This is a genomic window from Bacillus sp. AFS012607 (genome assembly GCF_002558005.1).
Lineage (GTDB): Bacteria > Bacillota > Bacilli > Bacillales > Bacillaceae_G > Bacillus_A > Bacillus_A thuringiensis_S.
Genome location: NZ_NTVM01000002.1, coordinates 47,144 through 72,830 on the forward strand (window position 1 = coordinate 47,144; position 25,687 = coordinate 72,830).

Here is a 25,687-nt window from a genome sequence, read left to right on the forward strand (position 1 = left end):
AAACAATTTTCCAGTAATACCCAATCGTTATACTGGTGTTTTTACTGCTTTCTTTTTCCCTTCGTTTGTGGTAAATGGCATACAAAAGTTATAATGGGTTCGAATTATCGTTAGAGCCATTTGTGCGTATTTTGGATTAAAATTAGAATAGATATAACTTTTACCATCTCCACGAGCTATCATTAAAGGTCTTTCTAGACAACCAATTTAGCAATGGTTTTAGTATATAAAATAGCAAGAGTACATAAAAGTGCTTAAACATTTTAATAACAATATAAAAAGGGATGCTAAATCATATGTGATTTACATCCCTTTTTTGTTTGTTATTTTATATTTTCTCTCCCGTAACTGAACCCGTTATTTATTCATAGGAGTCTTTTTATACTTCTACGTTGCTTTTTAAATGGAAGCATTCTTCCCTGCTTCAATTTCTAATGACTCTTCATGCCACCAAAGTGTTTCTTCAGGGTCTTCTTTAGCGATTAGGTGTGCTTCTTTTTTCGTTTCTACTGTAGGATATGAACCTTTTAGCGCACGCCCTGAAGTCGTAACAAATAGTACACTAAATACAACTAATCCAATAATACTTACACCTGCTAAATAAAATGCCGGTGCGAGCGGGTTACCAGTTGCATGAACTAAGTATGAACATACGAGCGGTGTTGTTCCACCGAATATCGATACAGAAATATTAAATGAGATCGAAAGTGCTCGATAACGTACATCGGTGAAAAAGAGTGATGGTAATAATGAAGGTAATGTTCCTTCATATACACTTAAGAAGAAACCTAGTACGAAAATACCTGCAAATATAGCTGCAATATGTCCGTTACCTATTAGTAAAAATGCTGGAATTGCAAATACAGTTAAACCAAGTAAACCAATTTGCACAACGCGTTTATTACCAATTTTATCACTTAACTTACCGAAATATAGTGCTAGTGGAATCATAAGTGCCATCGTAATAGAAATAATTAATAAGCCTGTTGTTTCTTCGACTTTAAGTACTTGAGTTAGATAAGAAGGAATATACGAAAGAATCATATAATTTGTAATATTAAAGAAGGCGACAATTACTGTGCTTAATAAGAAGTCTTTTTTGTGATATTTAATAATATCCATAAATGAAAATTGTTCATTGTCTTCAGATTCCTCTTGTGCTTTTTCCATCTCTTCAAAGATTGGAGATTCATCTAGATGACGGCGTAAGTATAAACCGACCAAACCAATTGGTGCAGCTACTAAGAACGGAATACGCCATCCCCAGCTGAGCATTTGCTCATCTGTTAACAATAACGTCAAAATGGTAACAATTACCGATGCAGCAATGTAACCTGAGAGTGTTCCAATTTCAAGACCACTACCGAGTATACCACGATTTTTATCTGGAGAAGATTCTGCGATATAAACCATTGCACCTGAATATTCGCCGCCTGTAGAGAAGCCTTGAATCATTCGGGCAACTAAAAGTAGTATTGGTGCCCATACACCAATTTGTTCATAGGTTGGTAGTAATGCGATGAATAATGTAGAAAGTGCCATTAAAATAATAGTAGTACTTAACACGATTTTTCGGCCGTACTTATCTCCTATTCTACCAAAGAATACACCTCCGATTGGTCGAACGAGAAAGGCTGCTGCAAATGTACCGAATGTAAGTACAAGCTGCAATCCACTATTATCAACACCTGAGAAGAATAATTGACTTAAAATAACCGCTAAATACGCGTATAATCCGAAGTCAAACCACTCCATTGCGTTTCCTATACCAGTAGCAATTACTGCTTTCCTGGCTTGTTTAGGATTGACAATATTAACGTCTTGAGGTTCAAAATTTAAATCATTATTTTGTTGCATATAATAAAACAGCTCCTTATTTAATTTAACTTCTTTAAGCACACCTTCTCTTATTGAATAAAATTAATTCGAAGCACTTAAGGAAAATTAACGTCTCCTTATCTGTTATTATTGTTTCACATAATTAATTATTTGTCCAATGAGATGCTCTCTATGTTAAGTAATTTACTATTTTAAAAAGCTAAAGAAGCCGCTAAAATAGCGGCTTCTTTAGCTTTTTATATTTTTTTATATTTTTTTAAATACTTGCTGTAGCAGCTATGTTATGAACACAGGAAATAAATTCATAAGTGAATGCGTCAATTTCCTCTTTCGTAATAATATACGGCGGAAGTAATCGAATAATATTCCCTTGTGTTACATCGACTAACATCCCTTTATTCATTAACTCAATCTGTAATTTCTTCACATTTTCATTCGTGTCATTCACACTTATCCCAAACATCATCCCCGCATGACGCACTTCCTGAATATAATAAGAATTTTCTTTCTGAATGTCTTGCAGTTTGTCATTTAAATATAGTGACGTTTCATAAGCTTCTTGCATTAACCCATCATCAAGTAATGTATTTAATACAGTTAAACCTAATGCTGTTCCCATTGATGAGTGAGCAAACGTTGTCCCGTGATCTCCTGGTGAAAATACATCACATAACTTTTCACCTACAATAATTCCCCCTAGCGGTATCCCGCCTCCTGCTCCTTTACCGATTTGAATAATGTCCGGTGTAATATTAAAATTTTGATAAGCAAATAGTTTTCCCGTTCGACCCATTCCACTTTGAACTTCATCAACGACAAGAAGTACATTATATTTTTTACATAAATTTTGAACACCATGTAAATATTCACTTGATAAAGGATAAATCCCCCCGCTACCTAAAACAGGCTCTAGCATAATCGCAATTGGATTTTCTTTAATAATGGTTTCTTCTAATTGGTCTATATTCTCGCGCTCTACTTCATATACAGGAATAGATGTTTTAGGAAAATTTTGATATACTTTTTCTTGTCTCGTAAAATGTAGTGCCCCTAACGTCCTCCCGTGAAAACTATCTTTTAACACAACTACTCCATCACGCTCTTCATTCGCAATAGATCTATATTTATCAATTAATTTTAATGTCGTTTCTGTCGCTTCCGTACCAGAGTTTGTAAAAAAGACTTTTCCGCTTTTTAAAGTACAACCTACTAATTTCTTTGCATACTCAATTGCAACTGGGTTTAAAAAATGAAACGGTAAATGCAACGATTTCGCAACTTGCTCCATTGTCGTTTGTACAATTTTAGGATGATTATATCCTAATACATTTACTCCTACGCCAGAAAATAAATCTAAATACTCTTTACCATCTACATCATACAGTTTACACCCTTCTCCCCTTTCCATTGCAACCTCTGTACGACAATATGTAGACATCATATATTCTTTATCTAATTGAAACCAATCCGACATGCTAAATTCCTCCTAGTTATTTTCCCTTTTTTAACGTTCATTCTCTATATAATCGTTTATAAATTAAGTTTTAAGATTGAAATTTTAATAGTGGTTTTCTTCCACATTTTTAGTAAAACGTGTGCTTTCTCTTCCCGATATTCATTTTTCCATAATTTCTTCTATTTCAACAGGTCCACTACATATGTGTTTTTTTCATCTAGCGGTATGTTACTGCTTTGAACTGTGCGTGTCATACATAATTAAGGCTATAAAATCATATTTAGTAACAATGGACAAAAAAGATTTGGAGGCTATATCGATGGATGAAAACTATGATAAACAGGGGCAATCTATACTAGGGAAAGACTTTAATGAAAATGACGAACGTAATGAACAAGCTAAACTTCACTCTCAAACAGTTGGTTCACGTGGACCCGTACTAGAGCAAGATAGTGTACTGCATGAGTCATTACAAGAATTTATTCATGAAAAAATTTTAGAAAGACCTGTTCATGTAAAAGGATTTGGTGCGTTCGGTTATTTTCAAACGATATATTCGATGTCTGAACATACTAAATTAAGTTTTTTACAAAATTCTAATGAGAAAGTTCCTGTTATGGTGCGATTTTCGTTAGCTGTTAGTACGAAAGGAACACCGGATACTTCTAGAAATGTACGCGGTTTTTCCACAAAATTTTATACGAAAGAAGGCATTTTTGACCTTTTATGCAATCACATCCCTGTTTTTTCTGTTCGTGATCCTATGCGTTTCCCTGAAACAATTAAAGCATTATTGCCTTCACCTAAAAATAACTTAATAGACCCTAATAGATTTTGGAGTTTTGTCGCTAAAGCACCTGAATCTATTCATTTTGTTGTCCGTTTATACTCTAATAATGGTACAGTCAAAAGTCTTCGCCACATACCAGGACATAGTGTAAATACATACATTTGGAGAAATGCGGAAGGTAATCGAAAGTATGTAAAGTATCATTGGTACCCATTTGAAGGTGTACAGTACATTACTAGTAAAGAAGCAATTAAACTAGCTGCCGAAAATCCTGATTATAGCGGGAAAGATTTATATGATGCAATTGAAAATGGTAAACCAGTGGAGTATGGCTTATACGTCCAGCTCATGGATCCGAAAGATGAAGCGCACCTATCTTATGATCCTTTAGATGACACAAAAGTATGGGATGAACAGACGTATCCTCTCATACCAGTCGGGAAAATGGTATTAAATAAAAATCCTGAAAATTTTATGGAACAAGTAGAAAAAGTCGCATTTTCCCCTTCTAATTTACTGGATGGTGCAGAACTATCAGATGATAAAATGCTGCAAGGGCGCGCTAATATTTACAGTGATTCACAACGAAGAAGAATTGGTCCCGAATTTCGCAAATTAACGATTAACCAGCAGCAAGATTGGACACCGACTAAGCAAATAACGAGCGGTGACGGAAGATACGTTGAAGGTAAACTTGAAAGAACTTCTATAACAAAACAAAATGACTTTACGCAGGCTGGTGAATTTTATACGAAGTTACAGCCGATAGAAAAAGAACATCTCGCTGAAAACTTAGCTAGTGATTTGAAAGTTATATCCGATGATATTCGAAAGGTAGTTTTGGGGTATTTTCATAAAGTGTCAGCTGATTTGGTGAATAAAATTGAGAGTGCAATACAAAAGCTTTGAGAATAAAAAAAACGTCATTTTTAATCTATAAAATGACGTTTTTTTTATGGCGAAATTACTAGGAATTTCTACCGCCTCATTTACAAGTATTAACGAAATTTTTCTCCTTCAAAATTTCCGTTATTTCATTTGGGATTATGATACTCATATCTCTTTTTCAAATAATCTTTTTCACATTGCAACGGTTTGTATTCCACTATTTCCCCTTGCTTCTTTTGCGTTTCAGTAACAACCCATTCCCCTTTTTCAAGTTCAAGGTGTTTTATCACATTTGTATCGTCTATTTCTTTATAGAGTAAAAATGCTTCAAGCGGCTTTACAAACAATCTTGGCTCTCCTCTATATCCACCACTTTCAAAAACTTTAGTTAACGAATTATAATACGTATCATCAATCCGACCACCATACATTAAATGTGCAGCTTCTAAATCTCTTTTATTAACTTCCCAAAAGCCACCTTCATCAAAATCCAAATGAAATACGGATTTAATGTCCTTCATAATATTTTCCACATACTTTTCATCCCGAATTTTACTTTCTTCGAGACAATCTGAAGTTAACTTTGGTGCATCTGTTTGAGAATGTACAACGTGTTGTATCGATACACACAAAATAAATATGCTTAAGATGTACAATATTTTTTTCATAATTACATATCACCTCAAATGATTTAGATACTATATTATTTGAGGCTTACAATATTCTTATGCTAGAAATGAGAAAGGTCCTATAAAATAAATTTTTTATAGGACCTTTCCTTTTAATATTGCTTTATCAAATTCACGGGCGGGGCAACTACCTTACTACTTTTCACATCATATAATCCTATAGGTGTTACTCGTATAAAAGGCAAGTGCGTCGCAGAAAAGAATAAAATCGTAAATGCTGGATCGTTATAAGCATATCCTCGCGCTTGCAGTAAGTTCACCATCTTTTTCTCTTCTTGTATTAATTCACTCATCTTTACATCCGACATAATCCCGAGCAATGGTAATGCAATTTCGTGCAATACTTCATTCTTTTCAGCAATTACAATCCCTCCGCCAAGCTCTTTTACTCTATGAAAAGCTGTAAGCATATCTTCTTTACTCTTTCCAATAAGAATGATATCGCCTGTACCTGAATAAGAACTAGCAAGGCCACCTAATTCATTCGCAAAACCTTTCACAACTGTATTCACTCGCCAACTGCCATCACGGGCAATCATCATGAGGAAACATTCATCATGAACAATAGACAGTTCATTAAGGCCTAAGTCGATTTCGCTAACGTATGGTTTTGTTATAACGTTATTCAATAAGTGTATACCTGCTTTATTAGAAAAAACCATATCCTCTTTTTCTATGGTCCAGTCTAACAGTAGTGGAGTTACTTTGAAGTTACTCCATTCTATAAGTAACGATTCATTTTTGTTTACTCTATCACGCTTTACCCATTGTCCTTTTGCGATTACACTCGTTGGCACCGGATTTTCTTTACTTTCTAAAATATTGACATTGGCGATTCTACCTGTCGCAATTGAACCATGCACATGCTCCATATTATAATAGCGAGCAATATTATAACTTGCCATATGGTATGCATCTATTACTGGCACTCCTTGTTTTATCGCGGTAGAAATCATAACGTTTGTCATTCCATTTGCATAAAACGAAGGATGTGAGCCGTCTGTAGTAAGAATAAATCTATCAAACTGCTTTACGCCTAGTTCCAACAATTCTTTCAGTAAAACTTCTAAATCTGGACGGATTGAAGAATTTCTTAGGGAAACAGTGTAACCTTGCATAAGACGAGCGAAAGCTTCCTGCCCTGTCATCGCCTCATGATCACAATCTGTACCTAACAGTTTTAACTTCGCTAAAGTCGTTTCAGATGCACCTGGAAAATGTCCTTCTACTTTTTTATGTAATCGTTTCGTTTCCTGCACCCAATGTAACATTTCATCATCACCATGTAATAATTTGGGCCATGCTGTTAGCTCGCCGCCTTGAATCACCGCTTCATGCTGTAGCCACTCTACTATTTCTTCACTATTAAACAAAGATTCCCCGTTTTGTAATTCAGTCTGTCCATCAAAACGGCACCACCAATACATACTTGCTGGAATCTTATTGAATTCATCTAATAAACGAAATGCTTCTTCACGCTTTAATGTGAAAAATAAAGTTAAATTATCATTAATAAAAGTTGTTGTCCCAAACTGCATCGCATGATTCGCTAGCGTCTCTGGGTTATACAACTGATATGGATGTGCATGGGGTTCTATGTAACCGGGTACGACATACTTTCCTTCACAATCAACAACTTCACACTCCGTTAATTGCTTTGGCAGCTGCTCCCCTACATATACAATTCGATCATTATATATCCAAATGTGCGCTGTCATCCACTCGCGTATATAGGAATTTAAATATGTTACATTCTTTAATAATATGTGTGGACTTCTTGTGCCGTCTAGTACTTCAACATGTTCTCGTAATTGCTTATTACTCCATTTAAAATGATTTTGTCCCATTGTATTCAACTCCACTGTTATATTAGTTAATATTAGAAATAATTAACAAACTAAAGTATCATCTATTCATAACTCCCCTTTATACCCCCTATTACTTTCATTATATGAAAAGATTATAAAAATAACAATTTTCAGAAATAAACACATTTCTTTTCTTCAAAATAAAAAGAATGCCATGCAACTGACATCCTTTTTATTTTTATCGTAAGCATTAAGATTGATTTTCACTTTGAAATACACTTGATGCCATATCATAAATGCAACTACTGTCCATAGTTGCGAACTTAAAAAAGCACCTCTTTTAAATATAACTATAAAAAAATTCCATTCACTTTCTTTTCATCTATTTATTAAATTCAATTTGCATCATTTTATTAAACTGTGGAACAATATCGACCCCACCTATAGAGTTGAGACTGATAGCCAATGTATGTTTGCCTCCAATTACTCCCCCAGCAAAAGTTGTAAATCCAGGAATTCCTCCTCCATGCCCCCAAACTGAAACACCGTTTGGAAGTTTAGTCTCATAGATTCCAAGACCGTATGCGTCACCAACCCCTTTTCCTTCTATAGGAACTGTAGTAAGCATTTCTTTTAGCTCGCGTTCCTTCATTAACTTACCACCGAGTAAAGATGAAAAGAACTTATTTAAATCATCCGCATTAGAAATCATATCTCCAGCTGCATTAGCTAAACTCGGATTATAATAAGTAATATCTTTCAACTCGCCTGTTCCTTCCATTTTTACATATCCACGAGCATGATTCTTTCCTGGGATGACGGGTGAATTTCCTGGTAAAAACGTATTTGATAGGTCCAAAGGTTCAATAATTCGCTTTTCGATTTCTTCCGCATAACTATTTCCAGTTATTTTTTCAATAAGCATTCCTAGTATTACGTATCCTGTGTTTGAATACAACCAGTCTTTACCCGGCGAGAAATCTGGAGGCAGCGAAAGGCCTATTTTCACTATTTCTTCTGCTGTATACGTTTTTTTCGAATTCATTATGTCCGCGTCTTTTGACTTTAAGTATTCAGCGATACCACTCGTATGATTCAAAAGTTGTCGTATCGTAATTTGATTACCATTATACCCATTTCCTTGCACGAGACCCGGTAGCCACTTTTCAATTGGATCGTCAAGTTGTAAGCGCTTTTCTCCTACTAATTGAAGAACAGTCGTCGCAGTAAACGACTTCGTCACACTACCAATCCGAAAGCGATAATCCGAATTCACCGGTTTCTTTGTACTTAAGTCCGCCAAGCCAGCAGTAAAACTACTAGTTTTTCCGTTATTAGACGCCTTAGCTAATATTCCTACAGCACCAAGCTGTACTGTTTCCTGCATTACTTGTTTCCAGCCATTACGATTCTTTTGATCATGTACTTGTGACGAACTAGAAATATTTTGAGTTGACTCTGCAGTCACAGTAAAACCAGGTGTGAATAGAGCAGTACCCGCTAATAAAACTGCAAAACTTGCTAACTTAATTGAATTACATTTTTTCATAAGGCTTTCTCTCCTCCATGAATATCGGATTGATTCAAGCTATACTTTCATCCTATATGATAAATCTCTCTTTTTTCTTATCCATTCCTTACGAAATACTTACGTTTAAATTTAAATACGGTAAACTGAGGAAGAGTTATGCATGCAAATAAAAAGAGAACATGTTTTCATTTTTTATGTAAACATGTTCTCATAAACATTTAAAATTCTATATCAACTTGTCATCCTATTCTTTGCACAACTAATCTAAATTCCTTTTTACCAGCCCGCACTAGCATTCATACCATTTCCAATAATAGAAAGTAATAGCGGCCATAATACTGGTCCCAATGTAAGAAATACATTTAGAAGTATGAGCATTCTATATCCAACGGTGAAATTGTGATTTTTACGATTAACAAATACTAAACTGATTAATGATATTATAGTCGTTAAAAATAATACTAACATTAGCAACCAATACCACACCATTAAACTAAGACTCCATGGTGTTAATAGCTCATGTATGATACAAAATGAGATTCCTAATACAGCAAAACTAAAACTAGTCACCGATGTTTTTATAAGCCATTTATTTATTTTTTTATCGTATGTATTTTTACAATATAAATCTATTAAAGTATATAAAGATAAATATGCCATTAATACACCTATCCAAGACAACAACCAGTCTCCGTCCCCTTTGAATAATACGTACAGTAACCAACACATACCTACTGCAGAAAAAACAAAGGAAATAAGTATGCTTTTTAATACCGATTTCATTACATTTTCACACCCTTAAAAAATCAAAAATTAATTATATTTTATAAAAATTAAGTATAGGTTAACATGTAATAAAGTATAAGTAAATAAAGTTAATTTTGTTTACCTATTTGAAGACGGTTTCATATAAAAAAAGAATTCATGTTAATCAAATTTCCGTATAAAAAAGAAAAGGTGGATATTTATGTATCCACCTTCCCATCTTCCTCTACCCACTTCATTATTTCTTCCACATCTAAATCCGTATACGTCTTTTCACCATAACGAACAGACTCATATAACGGAATAATATCTCTCGTTCTACAAATTCTCTTTTGCCATTGTTACATCGTTTCAGAGAATCTTCTCTGTTCATGGTCTCATCTCACCTAAACTCGTACTTCTTTTTCTATTCTATAATTGCACATAGTACTCCATAATGGTTCAACCATCATAGAATACGTATTTTCAAACACCCTGTCACTTTCCTATCTCACTTAAAGATTCTCTTTTCACTCTTGATCATCATAAGCATCACCCAGTGATTCAAATTCACTCTTTAGCCAATAACAATATTGTCCATTATTCTTAATAAGTTTTTCAAGTAAGTCAGTGAATGAAGTGGCAATAATTTGCGACTCCCCAACTATTCCATGCCGATCAAAGAAACTATCATAACATCTACCTAGTCTTTCTTCACTAAGATCTATTGTTAAATATTCATCCTTGCCATCATTGCATATAATATACCAAGTTGATGAAATATCTTCTTCACATAACTCTCCTACAATTACGGGATTAGCCAAAATAAACCCCTTTGGGGTAACAATATGAATAGGATATTCCTCATTTTCAAATAAAGTTAGACCACCACAAAGACTATAAAATTCTTTTAAATCACCTGGTAGCATATGCTTATTCTTATCAATTAACGGTAATTCTGTAGGCTCCTGAACTCGACAATTAGGTAATGATTTTACTTTTTTAATCAACTGATTAATATTTTCCATCTGAATTACTCCCTAAAATTATATTGATTAAAAGCCCTATAATACTCTTGCTTAGCTAAACGTGGTACATTCGCAGCATCAAACATTTTTTCCGTCAATTCTTGTATTTCCTTTGTTGAAACAGATTTCCACTCTACTTTACCTCCAACCTTTTTCCCTGTTTTATCAAAGAGCCATTGTCTATAAACAGCTTTAGTATCATTGTGTTGCTCTTTAGTTAAAGCTATATTTGGAGTATTCGCCCCTCTACTAACATAATCAGGGACATTATGTTCAGCCCATACATCCATAACGCCATGATGATTTTCTAATGGTGAATTGCTTGGTCTATACGGTACTACATCGTATGGTTCTGTAGTCTTACCCTTACCGCCATCTTTAGACTTCGCAAACTTATAATAAGCTTCTATTAATTCGTCTTGAGGTATATTTTGGTTACAATAGTTCCACCAACACTAGAGAATGCATAAGAAGCATCTCTCTTAAATGATTGTAACATTTCAAGCGTAGGCTTCAATTCTTTTGCTAGTGTTACTGCATTAGCAAATGTACTTACTCCACTTGATGCTTTTGCTCCTTTTGTGATATGGCCTATTGAAGATTTAATTAAATCATTCAATTAATTTCTATATACAGATATAAATAGAAGGTGATAACAATATGTTTATGAATTTACTAACATTCAATTAGATATTATGGATATTTAGATAAAAAAATCCAGTGATAATTCATAATTCGTCTGCGTTTCAACATCTCGTACATATTTCCTAATTAGCTCTTACATCTAGCTCACTGGATCCATTACCAACATTACCCTTATACCTACTTTAATACAAACTAAAAAATCCACAGTGTTAAAATTTATCACTGTGGATTCCAACATTTATTTTTCTTGGCAATGCACCATATCATAAGGGTAATATGAACTATCTTTCAAGGTTGAATCATCTAATTTTAAAATTTTAGCGATTGCTCCACTTTCAAAACTCCAGTAACCACTATAAATGTCATGTTTATTTTCATGTACATCGTACCATGCTTCTTCTAAATGTCCCTTATACCAATACTCCTTTATATATTTCTCTAAATTTTTTATAGAATTCTCTTGTGAAATTTTATTACTCTCAATTACTTCTTTTAATTTGAAATATGGATATTTTACATAAAACTCACTTTGCTCATAAAAATCTGATGGCTCACTATTTCTAAAAGCAATAAAATAATTAATCAGATAATCATTTAATCCTTCTTTCCTTACGATTGCTATTAGTCTATTAAATTCTTTATCTTCAACATTTAGCATTACTGCTATAGATATCATCCATAACATACGTATATATCCACTTTCTTTATTCCACACTTTTTCCATTATATTTATTACTTCAGGTAAAAAATCACGAATAGTTTGGATAGAACAACCCGCAGAGTACATTGCCCTTAATTTATTAAAATGATACCCTTGTAACGCTATATATCCATTCTTTACACCTTTATCATCTTTGCCTCTTTCCTCAATAACCTTTTCAACCAATAATAAAAACTTTTCTATTCTCTTTTCCTCATAATTGATAAATTTGTTAAAATATATATCATTTTTGATTTTATCCCTTAGCATAATTTCTTTTCCACCTTTTATACTTCAAGAATTTTCTTCACAATCGTTCCGTCAGGCATAACTTGAATAACAATTCTTTGAATATTTTCTGGATTCAGCAACATCTCTTCCACAATTTCATCTGCTTTTTCTTTTGACAAAGTACTATCTAACCTTTCACTTCCAAGAATCCAATCTTCACTCATTTGCTTACCATCATTTGTTTTTCCTAATTTGGATGTGTTATACTTAGCCTCCGCTATTACATACTTAGGCGGCGGAGATGAATTTTCATATATACCATCTATTCCCTTAACAATTTTTTGATCTAATGTTAATACACGATCATCACTAATTCTAGTATATGTTTGACTTTCAAAAAAGTCATCCATCTTCATTTCACCATAATTTCCTTTACGCTTCGTTGTTTTTAAAGCTACTTCGCCACTTTCTACTGATTCTATTACCGTACGTTGTTGTGCTCTAGCTGCTTCTAATGTTTGGGCTACTTTTCTAGATTCCTTAGCTATTTCACCAGTTTTACCCTTACTACCATCTTTAGATTTTGCAAACTTATAATAAGCTTCTATTAATTCACCTTGAGGTATTTTGGTTACAACAGTTCCACCAACACTAGAGAATGCATAGGAAGCCTCTTTCTTAAATGATTGTAACATTTCAAGGGTAGGCTTCAATTCTTTTGCTAGTTTTTCTGCATTAGCAATTGTACTTATTCCACTTGATGTCTTTGCGATATGACCGATTTTATTTAGCGACTTTAACTTATTTACTTCTCCTACATAATATATATACTCTGAAATACTCTACTTAATTTACAGAACCATTCGTAAACACAAAAATAGTGGCAGTTGGATTCTCCAAACTACCACTATTTTTAACCTCTTAATTCATTAAATTCCGTATAAATTAGTTTTTCAACGTTACTCATGATACACAATGTTTTAATTTGCTTATTATAGAACTTCCTCTACATCGACACTCTCTATCTTCACTTCATACATATTTGGGATATTTACTTCTTTTGGTACCCATGCATAATAATTTTGATCATTCTCTAACATAAATTGAACTAACTTTGTTTCTGAAACATTCCAGAAATTTTTAAGATTATCGATGTAGTCCTCTAAATCTTCTTTATAGTCCAATTGTAATATATAATCTCTTACCGTCAGGGCAAACACAATTAAACTTCCTAATAGATTTTTTTGCTCATTTTCTTCTTCATACTCTTGTGGTAAGAACCACACTTGACCTATTCCTATCGTTTTTTTGTATTTTTCATAAAAACTACTATCATTCATATTCTCATAATCATGTATTAATTCATTGACCAATGAATGCCATTTTGGCGGAATAATATTTTCCAATGCAGGATTATGTTCAATTCCTTCTACTATATCCTCGATTTCTTCTGTCTCATCTTCATAGTGATATTCACTTAGGTCTATATGCTTAAATTTCATTTCATTTTTATAATGTGCCAAATCATATGGATAATGATTATTATCTTTTAAACTTATATCATCCAGTTCCAAAATTTTCGCAAGCGCTGCCGTTTCAAAGCTCCAATATCCTACATATCCAGGTTCTTTATGCGCATTTTTCCACTCATAATCATAATGACCTTTAAACCATTCTTTCTCCATGTACGTTTGTAATCTTTTAGATGCTTCTTTTTTATCTGTTTGTGCAAGTTCTATAATTTCTCTCGTTTTTGCATATGGATTTTCTTTATAATATCTATTCATCATTTTTGTGTATCCGATATCACTAGCGCATAAGAGGAAATCAATTACTGCGTCATTCACATTTTTTTTATCAACTATCTTTTTTAATCTTTCTATATTCTTTTTATCCGTTTCTAACAAAATTCCTAAGGAAATCATCCAAATCAGACTTAAATATCCAATTTCCCTACTTCCTGTATTCTCTAAATCATAAATTGCATTATGAAAATCTTCTTCTATTACACTAACATCTTCCCCTAAAGAATACTTTGCCCTAATATCCTCCATCTCATATCTAAAATTGGCTAGATATGTCCCTTCTATAATACTCTTATTATCTTTAGAATATCTTTGAATTCCATTTTTAGTATCTTCTTCTAAACTTTTAATATCTTCTCTATTTTCCTCTATAAACTCTTTATGATATTCAATTCCTTCTCTACACTTTTCTTCTATACATAAATAATCTCTCATACCATTCAATTCCTCCTAGCTTCTAAATTATGGCCATTCTCCAACGATGTTACCCTTTGCATCTATCTTAAATGTTTTAACCTTTCCGCTACTATCGACTTTTGATAATACTCTTTCTACCTTATCTCTCTCCAACGCTTTTGTAATCTTATCTGCTAATTTGTTATCTCCATCAACAGCTTTCAATATTCTACTTTTTTCAGTATTCACACCTGTCAACCAACCATCTGACATTTGTCGTCCATCTTTAGTTTTTCCTAATTGTGAACTACCAAACTTTGCTTCATCAATAACATATTTAATATTTGAATTTGGATTTGCATTTTCGTATAATCCATCAATCCCTTTTACTATTTTATCATTTATGCCTGATGGTGCACTTTTTCCGACTGGCTTTAAATCAAATCCAGCTTCTTTTAAACTTTGATTATTCAATAAATTGTCACTAGATTTTATTTCACCATAATTACCTTTTTGCTTATTTGTAGCTGTTTTTGCGTCAAAATTGTCTACATTTGTATTTTTGTTACTGCTAGGTTTACCCTTACCACCATCTTTAGACTTCGCAAACTTATAATAAGCTTCTAATAATTCGCCTTGTGGTATTTTGGTTATAATAGTTCCACCAACACTAGAGAATGTATAAGAAGCCTCTTTCTTAAATGATTGTAACATTTCAAGCGTAGGCTTCAATTCTTTTGCTAGTTTTACTGCATTAGTAAATGTACTTACTCCACTTGATGCTTTTGCTCCTTTTGTGATATGGCCTACTTTATTTAGTGCCCTATCGCCTAATATTGTGGTAGCTATTTGTGTTAATCCATAGGTAGTCAATTCTGTACGACTCTCTGCATCTCCCTCTATCATATCTCGTTTTATTTTATTTGAAAATGCATGCCACATATTTTTTGCAGTTTCATCCAAATGGAAAAGTGCATAGGTTACATTAATAAAAGTTCCTATGTCCATATTACTTAAAGCTATTGCGGACTCGATTTCATCACCAATAGCTTTCCCCGATCCTCTTTGAATAGCTTCCCACATCTTTTTCGCTGTTTCAAACGTGCTAACTATACCGTCTGCCGCATCGTCCCAAGCATTTCTAACCGGAGATTTCTTCTCAATTATGTTATTTGTTTCTATATCTTTAATTGACTGATCATTTTTTCGAGCTGTTTCTTCTATAATCCCCTGAATCGAACTCACCCAATCCATATTCAACCCTTGTGTACTAAACGTCCCACTCACAGGACTAAATCCTTTCCCACTTTGTACTTCAGCGAGTCCGGCTGTGATGCTAGCTGCTAATTGGAGAGCGGTGCTGTAGTTGTTGCTGGATGAATGATTGAATTCATATAAATGCTCTAGTTTTTCTTCCAGTTTTTTTCTCATTGCACCTAATACCGTTACAATTGCACCTACTCCGGGCATTGGTGTAAGTACTTCTATTGCTTCTATACTTGTAATCGATTGATTAATTCCCCTTATTTGTTCTCTTATTTCTTGTTCAATCACATCTGTCGAAGCAACTTTCGCTTGGAACTCATTTGGAAATGCTTCATTTTGGCGAATTAATTCTTCACATAAGCATATGATTCCTTGCGCTAATGGCCGAAATGTTTGGACAAGGTAGGCTTTTGCACTACTGTATGTTTGTCCTTGTAATACTGTGTCTATCGCAAATACATCAATAGATTGAATGGCTTGTTCCATACTTTGAATCGTAGCATTACATATAGCGTTCATACTTTGAGTTTGACTTTGTACTTCTCCCAAATACATGTTTAAACTCATGTATTGGCCTCCCTTTGTAGTTGCTGCTGTTCGTAGGAAAGGTTGTTTTCTTTCTCGCTGAGATGCCGTTTTTCTTTAAGCAACGTCTCTTTTTCGTTTTCTAATTCGAATGTAAGTTTTCTTTCATACTGCCCGATCTCTTGCCGCATATTCGTAAAAAAGTGAAATGCTTCTTTGTCACCATACCAAGTTTCTAGTATTCGGTTAAATAAACGATTACTTCTATTTTTCCATTCATGAAAACTAGCCTCAGCTCGTTCTTGATTTTGCAGCGCGATTCGGTTTTCATTTTGTTCTTCAAATATAATTCGTAATTTTTGATTACATTGATTGATTCTCGTTTCAATTCCTTGACTCATCTTTTCTCCCTACCTTTTCCCCTTTACGTAGGTTGTTACATTATTGAAAAGTCTTTTGAAGTCCTGTATCCATTTTCTCAAATTCATTTGCTACGGAATGGATATTATCAATTGTTTGTTGAAAAGCAGTACAAAATTGTTTCGTGATCTGTAAATTTTGTTGATTTGCTTCTTGTGCTTGGAAGTTCACAGATAGTGTAGTACGCGTTGCCTTATTTATAGAGCGACTAGTAGCACTTTGCATTCTATCTGAAGCAGTTCTCATTTTCGTTGCAAATTGTGTTGCCGTATGCAAATTACTTTGAAATTCTCCCATTACTTACTCCCCTCTACCTTTTATTTACAAGAAAATTATAACACGGAAAAATATCCCAATAAACCGAATGTTCGAATTTAACATACAATTCACCACAGTTACTGAGGATACGAGCAACGCTTATCTATCAACATAACTGAGTCCAAGATGGATTCTACTTATACAAAAAAGATGACTTCAGCCATATGCTAAAGTCATCTTTTTCTACCTTATTATTTTACTAATTCTCCATTATAAGCTTTTATATTAAGCGGAGCAGTTAAAAATTGTGCTGCTTTACTAACGAAAGATGTGAAGTGTTCACTCGTATTATGGCTCGCAACTGCTGCTTCATCTTTCCATACTTCTACCATCGTATAAACACTTTCTTTTTCTGTATCTTTATATAAGTCATAAGATACATTTCCACTTTCTTCTCTTGAACCATGAATGAGTGGCTGAATTTCTTCTAAAAATGCTTGTTGTTTCGCTGGATCTACTTGAAATATTGCGTGAATAATAATCATGGTGCTTCCCCTCTCATCTTTCACTTATTGAAGTTCTTTTATAAAATTATTTCCATTCTGCAACTTTTTCAATTGGAAGACGTACTGATTGGTAACCACTGTCTGCAGCTTTCCCGATTGAAATTAACATAACTGGTACGTAGCGTTCTTTATCTAGTCCAAATGCTTCTGCAATTTGGTCTTTTTCAAATCCACCAATTGGACAAGTATCATAACCGTGCGCACGAGCTGCTAGCATAAATTGCATTGCTACAAGACCACCGTCAATTAATACCGTATCTTTCATTACTTCTGGTGTAACCATTGAGAAGTAAGCTGAAAGTTTTTTCATTTGGTCTTCTTTTACTTCTGCTGGCATTAAACCACGCTCTACTGCTGTACCGTAAATTTCTTCTGCGTTATCAAAGTTGTTTAAATCACCAAATAAAGCAATCATTGCTGAAGATGTTTCTACTTGAGATTGATTGAATTTCGCAAGTGGCGCAAGTGTTGCTTTCGCTTCGTCACTTTCAATCACTACGAATCTCCATGGTTGCATGTTTACTGAAGATGGTGCAAGTGTTGCTTCTGTAAGAATTTCTGTCATTTCTTCTTTGCTAATTTTCACTGAAGGGTCGTACTTACGAATTGAACGACGTCCTGTTAAAATTTCGTTAAAATCATTTGTTTTTACTGAGTTAGTCATAGTTGTATTCTCCCTTTTTTATAATTCTTTTATATTTTCTTGAATGTGATTTAACATATTTAAAAGATTATCGCATTCTTCCTCACTTAATCCTTTAAATGCAGATGCTGCAAAACGTTCTTTTTCCTCTTGAAACGCTTGAATTTTATTTCGTCCCTCTTCAGTAAGAGAAACTAACGTAATTCTGTTATCTTCTGGATTTTTACGTCTTACAATCATTTCATTGGCCTCAAGCTGCTTTAAATGCCTTGTTATCGCAGCATTATCAATATTCACTTCTTGCTGAAGTGCTTTTTGACTAATTTCACCTACTTCAAATAATTGAAGTATAAGCTCTAATCGAGACTGGCTCATACCCGTACACCCTTCAAATTTCGAACTTACTTCTTTATTTAGAAAGTGTAATTTATATAAAATAATCGCTTCTTTTGAGCATGAACTTGTCAAATTAACCCTCCTTTACAATCAAAATAAAAACATTTGATGTATCAATAGTTGATATATCAATTAATATAATCTATATCGATTTAGAATGCAAGCATTTTGTTTTTATTTTATTTTTTCCAAATTAAGGCGCTTTGTAGCGTTACAAATAATGTTAATTGCACTATAATAATACTAATTTAAAGAACTGGAGAGTGATTGATAATGCGGCAATACACAAATAGAAATGAGGAATTGAAAATGGAAAATGAAATGAGGATATTCACAAATGACAACAATAAATATAGGGATTGTTGCGCACGTAGACGCTGGCAAGACGAGTTTGACTGAGCGTATTCTTTATGAAACGAATGTGATTAAAGAAATTGGCCGAGTTGATAGTGGTAATACACAAACTGACTCAATGGAATTAGAAAGACAACGCGGAATTACGATTAAAGCATCTGTCGTTTCTTTCTTTATTGATGATGTAAAAGTAAATGTCATTGATACACCTGGACACGCTGATTTTATCGCTGAAGTGGAGCGATCATTCCGCGTTCTAGACGGTGCGATTTTAGTTATCTCTGCCGTTGAAGGTGTACAAGCACAAACAAAAGTTTTAATGCGAACATTACAGAAACTAAACATACCGACTATTTTATTCGTTAATAAAATTGATCGTAGTGGCGCAAACACTGAAAAAGTTATGAAACAAATAAAAGAGGTTCTTTCAAATGAAGCATTCCCCTTCTACTCTGTTCTAAACGAAGGAACGAAAGAAGCCCGGATCATTGAATACAAATCATATGACGATTGTATGGAACTGTTAGCACCATTTAATGAATCGTTACTTGAATCATATGTAATTAACGAAATAATACCGGACGCACTATTAAGAGAAAAACTAGAACAGCAAATACAGCAAGCGAATGTGTATCCAATCTTTTTCGGTTCAGCAATGACTGGTATGGGCGTAACAGAACTTCTTGAAAAACTTCCGGCTCTCATTCCAGCTCATACATCGGTACAAAATGAAACATTATCTGGCGTTGTTTTTAAAATTGAACGTGAATCTTCCGGTGAAAAAATTACTTACGTGAGAGTTTTTTCTGGTAGTTTACACGTTAGAAAATATGTTGATATACAGCGCTGTAAATCTCTATCCCATAAAGAAAAGATTAAAAAACTATGCCTATTTCATAATGGAGATGCCGTTCAAACTACTACCGTTCCTAGTAGTGAATTTTGTAAAGTGCGGGGACTGAATGATATTAAAATTGGTGATATTATTGGTGAACGTACGGATTATATAAAAGATATTCACTTTGCCGAACCACAAATGGAAGCTTCCATTGATGCAGTATCAAAAGAAAGAATTCATGATTTATACGCTGCACTTATGGAGCTATGTGAAGAAGATCCACTTATTAAAGTGTGGAAAGATGATGTTCATAATGAACTATATATTCGCCTTTTCGGTGAAGTACAGAAAGAAGTAATTGAAACGACTCTTTTTGAAAAATATAATTTGCAGGTTACTTTTTCAAATACGCGAGTTGTATGTATTGAAAAGCCAATTGGCATTGGGAATTCCGTTGAAGTCATGGGTGAAAAAGCGAATCCATTTTACGCAACAGTCGGATTCAAAGTTGAACGTGGTGAACTTAATTGCGGCATAACATATAAATTAGGTGTTGAGCTCGGTTCACTACCTTTAGCATTCCATAAAGCGATTGAAGATACGGTATTTCAAACGTTAAAACAAGGATTATATGGATGGGAAGTTACAGATATTATCGTCACGTTAACACATACTGGTTATGCTAGTCCTGTTACAACAGCGAGTGACTTTAGAAATTTAACACCGATCGTATTAATGGATGCTTTAAAGCAAGCTGAAACACATGTATATGAACCAATAAACGAGTTTGAATTAACTGTACCGGAGCACGCAATTAGTACCGCGATGTATAAGCTCGCTGCCGTTCCAGCAACTTTTAGAGAGCCTATATTGAATAATAACTCTTACCAGTTAACAGGATCATTACCTGTTGCAAAAACAGAGAATTTTAAACGAATGCTACATTCATTTACAGAAGGAGACGGCATATTTACAACGAAGCCAGCTGGTTTCACAAAGCTTATGGCTCCCTTCCCTACTCGAAAACGTGTTGATTATAATCCGCTGAACCGTAAGGATTATTTACTTCATGTTTTGAAGGCTTATTAAAGTAAAAGAGGTGCAATTCGCACCTCTTTTGCATGTATTAATAGGTTAGTTTGTCCTAACAACTTCTTTAAGTTCTCCTATTATTTTCGCTATAGCCTCAATTGAATTTTCCGTTTCATATCCCCCAACATTTACAGAATGATTTGCATTTTTGACAACTTCAATCTGTAAATTCGTTTTATATAACTGATCAATTTGATCTGCATTGTATTGGTAATCTTTATCCCCAATAACTAAAAACCCTTCGTGTCGACTATGTAAGATAGAATCAAAAATTGTATCAAACGTCAGTAAAGGTGTAAGTAGTATCATTTTTGACTGCGCGAATTCGTCTCTCTTCATTAAATCATTTGCAATCGGAATTGTTCCGAGTGATTTCCCTAAAAACATAGTATCGTTATATTGCTTACCTTTTAATACGCCCTTCATTATAGGATTAATATCATCCATCATTACTTTCGTTATTTCTTCCATTGTTTTATTCATTACTTGTTCGTCATAAGAATAATGAATATGTACTACATCTATTTTATTTTCGAGCATAAGCATCGTCGCATAATAAAATAACGGTTTATCGTAATTGTATCCTGAACCGGAGAACATAAAGCAAATCCTACTAGAACCTTTTTCGATATGTGTGTAACGAATTACTTTATCATCTATATGTATTTCTTTTTTAGTCCCCTTCACCCTTTTCCCCTCCGAATACATTTAATTTTGTAAAACGATATGTTCTGTATGAACTGCTATATCCTTTACTTTCTCTTTTATAAATGCAGGCTGTAAATTATATGCCTCTAACTCTTCTACCGGCACCCACTTAAAGAAATACGTTCTACCTTCTTCTTCCAAAATATATTGATCCGCTCCATTTGCAGGTAACTCATGTAGCTCTACTTCATAATAAAAACTAATTTCATGAAACTTTCGCTCAGAAAGTGTAAAGAAATTTTCTACTGACCATATTAATCTTTTCCCTTTCATAGGAACACCTAATTCTTCTGCAAGTTCTCGTTTTAACGTATCTTCACTATTTTCTAGCATTTTCACTCTTCCGCCTGGTACATACCAATAATCTTCCCCTTTGTTTTGAAGAATAAGTATTTTATTATCCTGTTTACAAATTGCTCCGACGCGATAATTAAAACATGTTTCCTCTACTTTAAACGTAAGATCCATCCGTAATGCCCCCTCATATAAATATCGAATTATTACAAAACAATTATGTAATTACTGTACAAATAAGGTTACTAAATTTATCCACTTCATTCAATGGTTTTTGAATTTTCTAAACTATTATTTTTCATCATTACAAGTGTATATACATATGTTACAATCACATTGCACACTAGAAAACATTATGGGGGTACGGATGGAAACGTTATTAATCCAGCAAACTGAGAAATCAAATAAGTTTTGGAAAATCGTTGTGAAAGAAAAAGACTATGTTGTGTTTTACGGAAAAATTGGCACAGCTGGCAGTGTGAAAGCGAAAGAGTTTGAAACAGAAGAAGAATGTATGAAAGAAGCTAATAAACTAGTTGCTTCCAAACGTAAAAAAGGATATACAGACCCGTTGCCTGGGGAAGATTACATAAAAGAAAAAACGATAACCGAAGAAGAATTTTGGGAACTACTTCATCGTGCAAAAACGAAAGGTGAGGACCAAGAAGAACAAATAGAATGGCTTACTTCTCACCTTGCTAAACGTACAGTACATGAAATTGTAGCATTTGATACGCATATGCATCGTCTTTTGAAAGACTCCTATACCTCCCGTTTATGGGCAGCAGCCTATATTATTATGGGTGGCTGTTCAGATGATACTTTCGATTACTTCCGCGGATGGTTATTATATCAAGGAAAAGAGACATACGAAGCTTGTATTGAAGATCCAGAACGATTAATTCCTGTATTAGAAAACTTGAGTGAGTATGACGTCCCAGAGATTGAAGAACTTTCTTTATATTTCGGTTTCACTGTATATGCAGAAAAAACTGGTGACGAAGATGATACTTACTTTACACTTTACCATGTCTTATCTAATGAAGAATTCGACGATGTAGATTTTGAATTTGACTGGAATGAAGACGATGAAGAAGGTTTAAAAAAGATGTTTCCTAAGCTATGGGAGATGTATGGGGAAGAACCGATTGAGTAGTAGATTAATTATTCGTGAAAAAGCGCCTTGTTTCTTTAGTAACAAGGCGCTTTTTTTGATACTATATTTAAATTATTATCTTCCCACTCTCCCACCACTCCATAAAAGTCTTTAAAGAAGGAGCAACCCACGTTCTACTATCATTTTCATGATTCCATACATATATATCATCTCTTTGCACTTTTCCATTCAAAATGGAATAGCCAAACAAATCACCATTTCCGCCATCAGCAAAAAATAATAAACAGTCAAAAGGCATGTATAAATCCTTAAAATCAACTATATTTCTCATACTCATATTTTCAGTTTTAATTTTTGAAGCAGACCATATAAAGTCACCGTATTCACCTTCTATACCATTTGTTTCCTGTAATAATTGATATAAATCATTCGGTAACTCCACATGTATACATTGTTGTATATCAGTAAGTTCCTCCTTCGTAGCCGAATTTTTTAAGCTTAAGTTTGATGAGATACTGTGAATGGTGTCTTTCCACATCACCTTTTCTCCTCCTTATGTGCAATCAAGTATATTCAAAGGACACCGCTAAATTTATTGATACCATCTTTCTAACAATTCCTTCTCCCTCTCCCCTGAAATACCTGCTTTTAATTCCCATTCGTCCACACTCTTCATCCACTCATACACATCTGTAACTGTATGTCCTAACCTTCTAAAAGTAAGTCCTTCTTTAACAGCACTTTCAATACTAATTGAAAATCCACCTTTCCACGGCTTCGTTTCACCTTCTAATGAAAAAGTTTCTGGAAGCCATAAAGGCATCTCTGTCCAAGGCTGCACTTTATGTTCATTCATAAACGATTCATCTATCCAAACGAATTCAGCATCACTATTCGTAACTTTTTTACACGTATTTAATAGCTCTTCCATCGTCAAATCATCATTCGGACCTGTTACATTGAATGTACCTGCATTTTTGTTTTCTGCCATGTTTAGTCCCCAGTTTGCGACGTCTTTTATATCAACTATCTGTACTGGACGGTCTTTTCTTCCTGGAACTAACACTTTACCTCCTTTTGCTACACGCCCGATCCAGTATGGAAGTCGATCTGTATAATCGAACATTCCTGAAAGAAGTCCTGCTCTTACGTGTAAAACACGCCCCGGCCAATACTTCTCTGCTTCTTTTTCGCATAATACTTTCAGCGCACCATAATGCTCATAAGGAGATATTTCACCATTCTCTACAGCCTTTATTTGCTCTTCCGTCGGTTCAGGTTGTAATATATAGTCTTCTTTTATGTCATGCAGAATCCAATCTTTATATACGGAAAGGCTTGAGATGAATATATAGTGTTCAATATTATCTTTAAGCACTTCTCCAACATTCCTAATATGATGCGGAGAAAATCCACATGTGTCTATGACAACATCCCACGTTCGATTTTTTAAACTTGATACATCGTTATTTCTGTCACCGGTTAACTGCTCCACATTAGAAAAAATTTCTTTGTTTGTTCCTCGGTTAAATAACGTAATTTCATGCCCTCTCTGTAAAGCCTCATCTACAAATGCTCTTCCTAAAAATCGTGTACCGCCTAGAATTAGAATTTTCATGGTTCTCCCCCATTCGTGATTAATAACCCTTCCTAATGTTTAACGATTTTTTATTGAGGAAAGTTACGGGGAGCGTTTAAATTTTTCTACAAGTTCACCATTACTCTTTTAAAAGTATATACTCTTTGATTAATCTCCATCTATCCTTTGTTTCTGGCACAACTTCAGAAGCCATCACCACCACCAATTCCTTCTCTGGAATACAACAAATCATATTCCCACCATCACCCATTGCACAATACGAATAGACACCCTCTTCTTCTCGTAACCACCATAAGTAACCATATTGATTTGAATTCATCGCTATTGATTCTTTTATCCATGATTTTGATAGTATTTGTTTTCCATTATGAATACCTTCATTCAAATACATCTGTCCAAACTTAGCCATATCCCTAACCGTTAACGTTAGTCCCCAGCCGCCCGCCGAAATACCATTTGGATCGTGAACCCATCCTTTCACATCTTTTCCGAATAAGTCATCAAATCCAAATGCTTTCATATTATAGTTTGGAATTTCTCTCATGCCGAGTGGCTGAAATAAGTATTCATTCGCAAATTCACGCGCATTTTTTCCTATTGCGTTCGTTATGATCGCTGATAGTATATGAGCTCCTGCAGATGAATATTTAAAAGATCCAATTTCTCCGCCGTTTCCTATCCTATTTAACGTATATTGTATCCAATCTTGTTGTGTACATAGTTCTTCTAACGGTTCCTGCCAGTCTACGAATGGATGTGGAGCTGTCATCGTTAGAAGATGGCTTACTGTTACTTCAGATGAATTAACGTTATATTCCGGGAAAAATTCTATTACTCTTTGATCAACGCTTTTTATATAGCCTTTATCTACACATAGTCCAATTAACGCAGAAATAATCGTTTTTGTGACTGACGCTATATGAAATGCATCATCTGGACCGTGACCGTTATAATATTTTTCAAAAATAACATCACCTTTTTGTACTACTAACATCCCATTAATATTTTTATACTCTTCTTTTATAATCAAATCTAACTTTTCAGCAGTTTTCATTTTTAT

At 34.1% G+C, this 25,687-nt stretch carries 24 protein-coding genes and 3 pseudogenes; 3 read left to right on the plus strand and 24 right to left on the minus strand.

All coding sequences use genetic code 11. The annotated features are described in order from the left end of the window. Nucleotides 1-27 precede the first annotated feature (27 nt). The 3 genes and pseudogenes from CN409_RS32715 to CN409_RS00525 form a co-directional block, all read right to left on the minus strand. Nucleotides 28-207 (minus strand): annotated as a pseudogene (locus CN409_RS32715) (hypothetical protein); the annotation flags it as partial. Between the two features lie 192 nt (nt 208-399). Continuing rightward, nucleotides 400-1,857 (minus strand): MFS transporter, encoded by a 1,458-nt coding sequence (locus CN409_RS00520; protein ID WP_097981890.1) that lies wholly within the window; start codon nt 1,855-1,857, stop codon nt 400-402. Nucleotides 1,858-2,095: 238 nt separating this feature from the next. Further along, the gene (locus CN409_RS00525; RefSeq protein ID WP_001286468.1) at nt 2,096-3,313 is read right to left on the minus strand and encodes an aspartate aminotransferase family protein; all 1,218 of its coding nucleotides are present in this window, start codon (nt 3,311-3,313) and stop codon (nt 2,096-2,098) included. A gap of 301 nt (nt 3,314-3,614) precedes the next feature. On the opposite strand from CN409_RS00525, the gene CN409_RS00530 reads away from it, so the two are divergent. Beyond that, a complete protein-coding gene (locus tag CN409_RS00530) occupies nt 3,615-4,994 on the plus strand; it encodes a catalase (protein WP_000344194.1) in 1,380 nt (459 codons plus the stop codon). Nucleotides 4,995-5,119: 125 nt separating this feature from the next. Here the strand turns inward: CN409_RS00530 and CN409_RS00535 are convergent, their stop codons facing one another. The 16 genes and pseudogenes from CN409_RS00535 to CN409_RS00610 form a co-directional block, all read right to left on the minus strand. Continuing rightward, a complete protein-coding gene (locus CN409_RS00535) occupies nt 5,120-5,641 on the minus strand; it encodes a hypothetical protein (RefSeq protein WP_000723218.1) in 522 nt (173 codons plus the stop codon). Between the two features lie 113 nt (nt 5,642-5,754). Then, nucleotides 5,755-7,509: an adenine deaminase C-terminal domain-containing protein gene (locus CN409_RS00540; protein ID WP_000531325.1), complete on the minus strand. Its 1,755-nt coding sequence runs from the start codon at nt 7,507-7,509 to the stop codon at nt 5,755-5,757. 343 nt (nt 7,510-7,852) lie between these two features. Then, the gene (locus CN409_RS00545) at nt 7,853-9,019 is read right to left on the minus strand and encodes a serine hydrolase domain-containing protein (protein WP_097981889.1); all 1,167 of its coding nucleotides are present in this window, start codon (nt 9,017-9,019) and stop codon (nt 7,853-7,855) included. Nucleotides 9,020-9,277: 258 nt separating this feature from the next. Next, a complete protein-coding gene (locus CN409_RS00550) occupies nt 9,278-9,784 on the minus strand; it encodes a DUF3902 family protein (RefSeq protein WP_000843839.1) in 507 nt (168 codons plus the stop codon). Between the two features lie 182 nt (nt 9,785-9,966). Continuing rightward, a pseudogene (locus CN409_RS00555) lies at nt 9,967-10,140 on the minus strand (signal peptidase II); the annotation flags it as partial. 135 nt (nt 10,141-10,275) lie between these two features. Next, nucleotides 10,276-10,773 carry an SMI1/KNR4 family protein gene (locus tag CN409_RS00560; RefSeq protein ID WP_000427920.1) on the minus strand — a complete coding sequence of 166 codons (498 nt, stop codon included), beginning with the start codon at nt 10,771-10,773 and terminating at the stop codon, nt 10,276-10,278. Between the two features lie 5 nt (nt 10,774-10,778). After that, a pseudogene (locus CN409_RS00565) lies at nt 10,779-11,165 on the minus strand (sugar-binding protein); the annotation flags it as partial. A gap of 491 nt (nt 11,166-11,656) precedes the next feature. Next, nucleotides 11,657-12,388: a PoNe immunity protein domain-containing protein gene (locus CN409_RS00570; protein ID WP_097981887.1), complete on the minus strand. Its 732-nt coding sequence runs from the start codon at nt 12,386-12,388 to the stop codon at nt 11,657-11,659. Nucleotides 12,389-12,405: 17 nt separating this feature from the next. Beyond that, complete coding sequence (locus CN409_RS00575; protein ID WP_097981886.1) at nt 12,406-13,044, minus strand: hypothetical protein; 639 nt, start codon at nt 13,042-13,044, stop codon at nt 12,406-12,408. A gap of 297 nt (nt 13,045-13,341) precedes the next feature. Next, entirely contained in the window at nt 13,342-14,589 is a 1,248-nt protein-coding gene (locus CN409_RS00580) for a PoNi-like cognate immunity protein (protein WP_097981885.1), read from the minus strand. 27 nt (nt 14,590-14,616) lie between these two features. Continuing rightward, a complete protein-coding gene (locus CN409_RS00585; RefSeq protein ID WP_097981883.1) occupies nt 14,617-16,383 on the minus strand; it encodes a T7SS effector LXG polymorphic toxin in 1,767 nt (588 codons plus the stop codon). Next, on the minus strand, nt 16,380-16,742 hold the full coding sequence (locus CN409_RS00590) for a DUF3958 family protein (protein ID WP_000077521.1): 363 nt from the start codon (nt 16,740-16,742) through the stop codon (nt 16,380-16,382). Before CN409_RS00590 ends, CN409_RS00585 begins: the two co-directional genes overlap by 4 nt. Before the next feature lie 40 nt (nt 16,743-16,782). Further along, nucleotides 16,783-17,058: a TIGR04197 family type VII secretion effector gene (locus CN409_RS00595; protein ID WP_061884319.1), complete on the minus strand. Its 276-nt coding sequence runs from the start codon at nt 17,056-17,058 to the stop codon at nt 16,783-16,785. A 212-nt stretch (nt 17,059-17,270) separates the two neighbouring features. Next, complete coding sequence (locus CN409_RS00600; protein WP_000583805.1) at nt 17,271-17,564, minus strand: putative quinol monooxygenase; 294 nt, start codon at nt 17,562-17,564, stop codon at nt 17,271-17,273. Nucleotides 17,565-17,610: 46 nt separating this feature from the next. Beyond that, nucleotides 17,611-18,249, minus strand: a complete 639-nt coding sequence (locus tag CN409_RS00605; RefSeq protein ID WP_000185391.1) for a nitroreductase family protein — start codon at nt 18,247-18,249, stop codon at nt 17,611-17,613. Between the two features lie 18 nt (nt 18,250-18,267). After that, nucleotides 18,268-18,696: a MarR family winged helix-turn-helix transcriptional regulator gene (locus tag CN409_RS00610; RefSeq protein WP_097981881.1), complete on the minus strand. Its 429-nt coding sequence runs from the start codon at nt 18,694-18,696 to the stop codon at nt 18,268-18,270. Nucleotides 18,697-18,961: 265 nt separating this feature from the next. On the opposite strand from CN409_RS00610, the gene CN409_RS00620 reads away from it, so the two are divergent. Continuing rightward, a complete protein-coding gene (locus tag CN409_RS00620) occupies nt 18,962-20,905 on the plus strand; it encodes an elongation factor G (RefSeq protein WP_097981879.1) in 1,944 nt (647 codons plus the stop codon). Between the two features lie 45 nt (nt 20,906-20,950). Here CN409_RS00620 and CN409_RS00625 read toward each other — a convergent pair whose 3' ends face one another. Together CN409_RS00625 and CN409_RS00630 are read right to left on the minus strand one after the other, a co-directional pair. Then, on the minus strand, nt 20,951-21,616 hold the full coding sequence (locus CN409_RS00625; RefSeq protein ID WP_003278835.1) for a hypothetical protein: 666 nt from the start codon (nt 21,614-21,616) through the stop codon (nt 20,951-20,953). Beyond that, nucleotides 21,617-22,084 (minus strand): NUDIX hydrolase, encoded by a 468-nt coding sequence (locus CN409_RS00630; protein ID WP_000366247.1) that lies wholly within the window; start codon nt 22,082-22,084, stop codon nt 21,617-21,619. Nucleotides 22,085-22,277: 193 nt separating this feature from the next. Here CN409_RS00630 and CN409_RS00635 point away from each other — a divergent pair, with 193 nt between their 5' ends. Beyond that, complete coding sequence (locus CN409_RS00635) at nt 22,278-23,066, plus strand: DUF4240 domain-containing protein (protein WP_000449118.1); 789 nt, start codon at nt 22,278-22,280, stop codon at nt 23,064-23,066. Nucleotides 23,067-23,133: 67 nt separating this feature from the next. On the opposite strand, the gene CN409_RS00640 is transcribed toward CN409_RS00635, so the two are convergent. The 3 genes from CN409_RS00640 to CN409_RS00650 all read right to left on the minus strand — a co-directional run bounded on the left by CN409_RS00640 (nt 23,134) and on the right by CN409_RS00650 (nt 25,681). Beyond that, the gene (locus tag CN409_RS00640) at nt 23,134-23,565 is read right to left on the minus strand and encodes an SMI1/KNR4 family protein (RefSeq protein WP_000265344.1); all 432 of its coding nucleotides are present in this window, start codon (nt 23,563-23,565) and stop codon (nt 23,134-23,136) included. Nucleotides 23,566-23,619: 54 nt separating this feature from the next. Further along, nucleotides 23,620-24,645, minus strand: a complete 1,026-nt coding sequence (locus tag CN409_RS00645) for an SDR family oxidoreductase (RefSeq protein ID WP_000697691.1) — start codon at nt 24,643-24,645, stop codon at nt 23,620-23,622. Nucleotides 24,646-24,745: 100 nt separating this feature from the next. Continuing rightward, nucleotides 24,746-25,681 (minus strand): serine hydrolase domain-containing protein, encoded by a 936-nt coding sequence (locus CN409_RS00650; protein WP_000844642.1) that lies wholly within the window; start codon nt 25,679-25,681, stop codon nt 24,746-24,748. Nucleotides 25,682-25,687: the final 6 nt, after the last annotated feature.

Excerpts from the sequence above, each read along its gene's own strand:
- CN409_RS00575 (WP_097981886.1), bottom strand. The coding sequence starts at position 13,044 with ATGTTACAATCATTTAAGAAAGAGGCTTCCTATGCATTCTCTAGTGTT.
- CN409_RS00645 (WP_000697691.1), bottom strand. The coding sequence starts at position 24,645 with ATGAAAATTCTAATTCTAGGCGGTACACGATTTTTAGGAAGAGCATTT.
- CN409_RS00545 (WP_097981889.1), bottom strand. The coding sequence starts at position 9,019 with ATGAAAAAATGTAATTCAATTAAGTTAGCAAGTTTTGCAGTTTTATTA.
- CN409_RS00625 (WP_003278835.1), bottom strand. The coding sequence starts at position 21,616 with ATGTATTCGGAGGGGAAAAGGGTGAAGGGGACTAAAAAAGAAATACAT.
- CN409_RS00520 (WP_097981890.1), bottom strand. The coding sequence starts at position 1,857 with ATGCAACAAAATAATGATTTAAATTTTGAACCTCAAGACGTTAATATT.
- CN409_RS00585 (WP_097981883.1), bottom strand. The coding sequence starts at position 16,383 with ATGAGTTTAAACATGTATTTGGGAGAAGTACAAAGTCAAACTCAAAGT.
- CN409_RS00550 (WP_000843839.1), bottom strand. The coding sequence starts at position 9,784 with ATGAAATCGGTATTAAAAAGCATACTTATTTCCTTTGTTTTTTCTGCA.
- CN409_RS00630 (WP_000366247.1), bottom strand. The coding sequence starts at position 22,084 with ATGGATCTTACGTTTAAAGTAGAGGAAACATGTTTTAATTATCGCGTC.
- CN409_RS00590 (WP_000077521.1), bottom strand. The coding sequence starts at position 16,742 with ATGAGTCAAGGAATTGAAACGAGAATCAATCAATGTAATCAAAAATTA.
- CN409_RS00580 (WP_097981885.1), bottom strand. The coding sequence starts at position 14,589 with ATGAGAGATTATTTATGTATAGAAGAAAAGTGTAGAGAAGGAATTGAA.
- CN409_RS00635 (WP_000449118.1), top strand. The coding sequence starts at position 22,278 with ATGGAAACGTTATTAATCCAGCAAACTGAGAAATCAAATAAGTTTTGG.
- CN409_RS00600 (WP_000583805.1), bottom strand. The coding sequence starts at position 17,564 with ATGATTATTATTCACGCAATATTTCAAGTAGATCCAGCGAAACAACAA.
- CN409_RS00570 (WP_097981887.1), bottom strand. The coding sequence starts at position 12,388 with ATGCTAAGGGATAAAATCAAAAATGATATATATTTTAACAAATTTATC.
- CN409_RS00595 (WP_061884319.1), bottom strand. The coding sequence starts at position 17,058 with ATGGGAGAATTTCAAAGTAATTTGCATACGGCAACACAATTTGCAACG.
- CN409_RS00605 (WP_000185391.1), bottom strand. The coding sequence starts at position 18,249 with ATGACTAACTCAGTAAAAACAAATGATTTTAACGAAATTTTAACAGGA.
- CN409_RS00535 (WP_000723218.1), bottom strand. The coding sequence starts at position 5,641 with ATGAAAAAAATATTGTACATCTTAAGCATATTTATTTTGTGTGTATCG.
- CN409_RS00525 (WP_001286468.1), bottom strand. The coding sequence starts at position 3,313 with ATGTCGGATTGGTTTCAATTAGATAAAGAATATATGATGTCTACATAT.
- CN409_RS00530 (WP_000344194.1), top strand. The coding sequence starts at position 3,615 with ATGGATGAAAACTATGATAAACAGGGGCAATCTATACTAGGGAAAGAC.
- CN409_RS00540 (WP_000531325.1), bottom strand. The coding sequence starts at position 7,509 with ATGGGACAAAATCATTTTAAATGGAGTAATAAGCAATTACGAGAACAT.
- CN409_RS00650 (WP_000844642.1), bottom strand. The coding sequence starts at position 25,681 with ATGAAAACTGCTGAAAAGTTAGATTTGATTATAAAAGAAGAGTATAAA.
- CN409_RS00640 (WP_000265344.1), bottom strand. The coding sequence starts at position 23,565 with ATGTGGAAAGACACCATTCACAGTATCTCATCAAACTTAAGCTTAAAA.
- CN409_RS00620 (WP_097981879.1), top strand. The coding sequence starts at position 18,962 with ATGACAACAATAAATATAGGGATTGTTGCGCACGTAGACGCTGGCAAG.
- CN409_RS00560 (WP_000427920.1), bottom strand. The coding sequence starts at position 10,773 with ATGGAAAATATTAATCAGTTGATTAAAAAAGTAAAATCATTACCTAAT.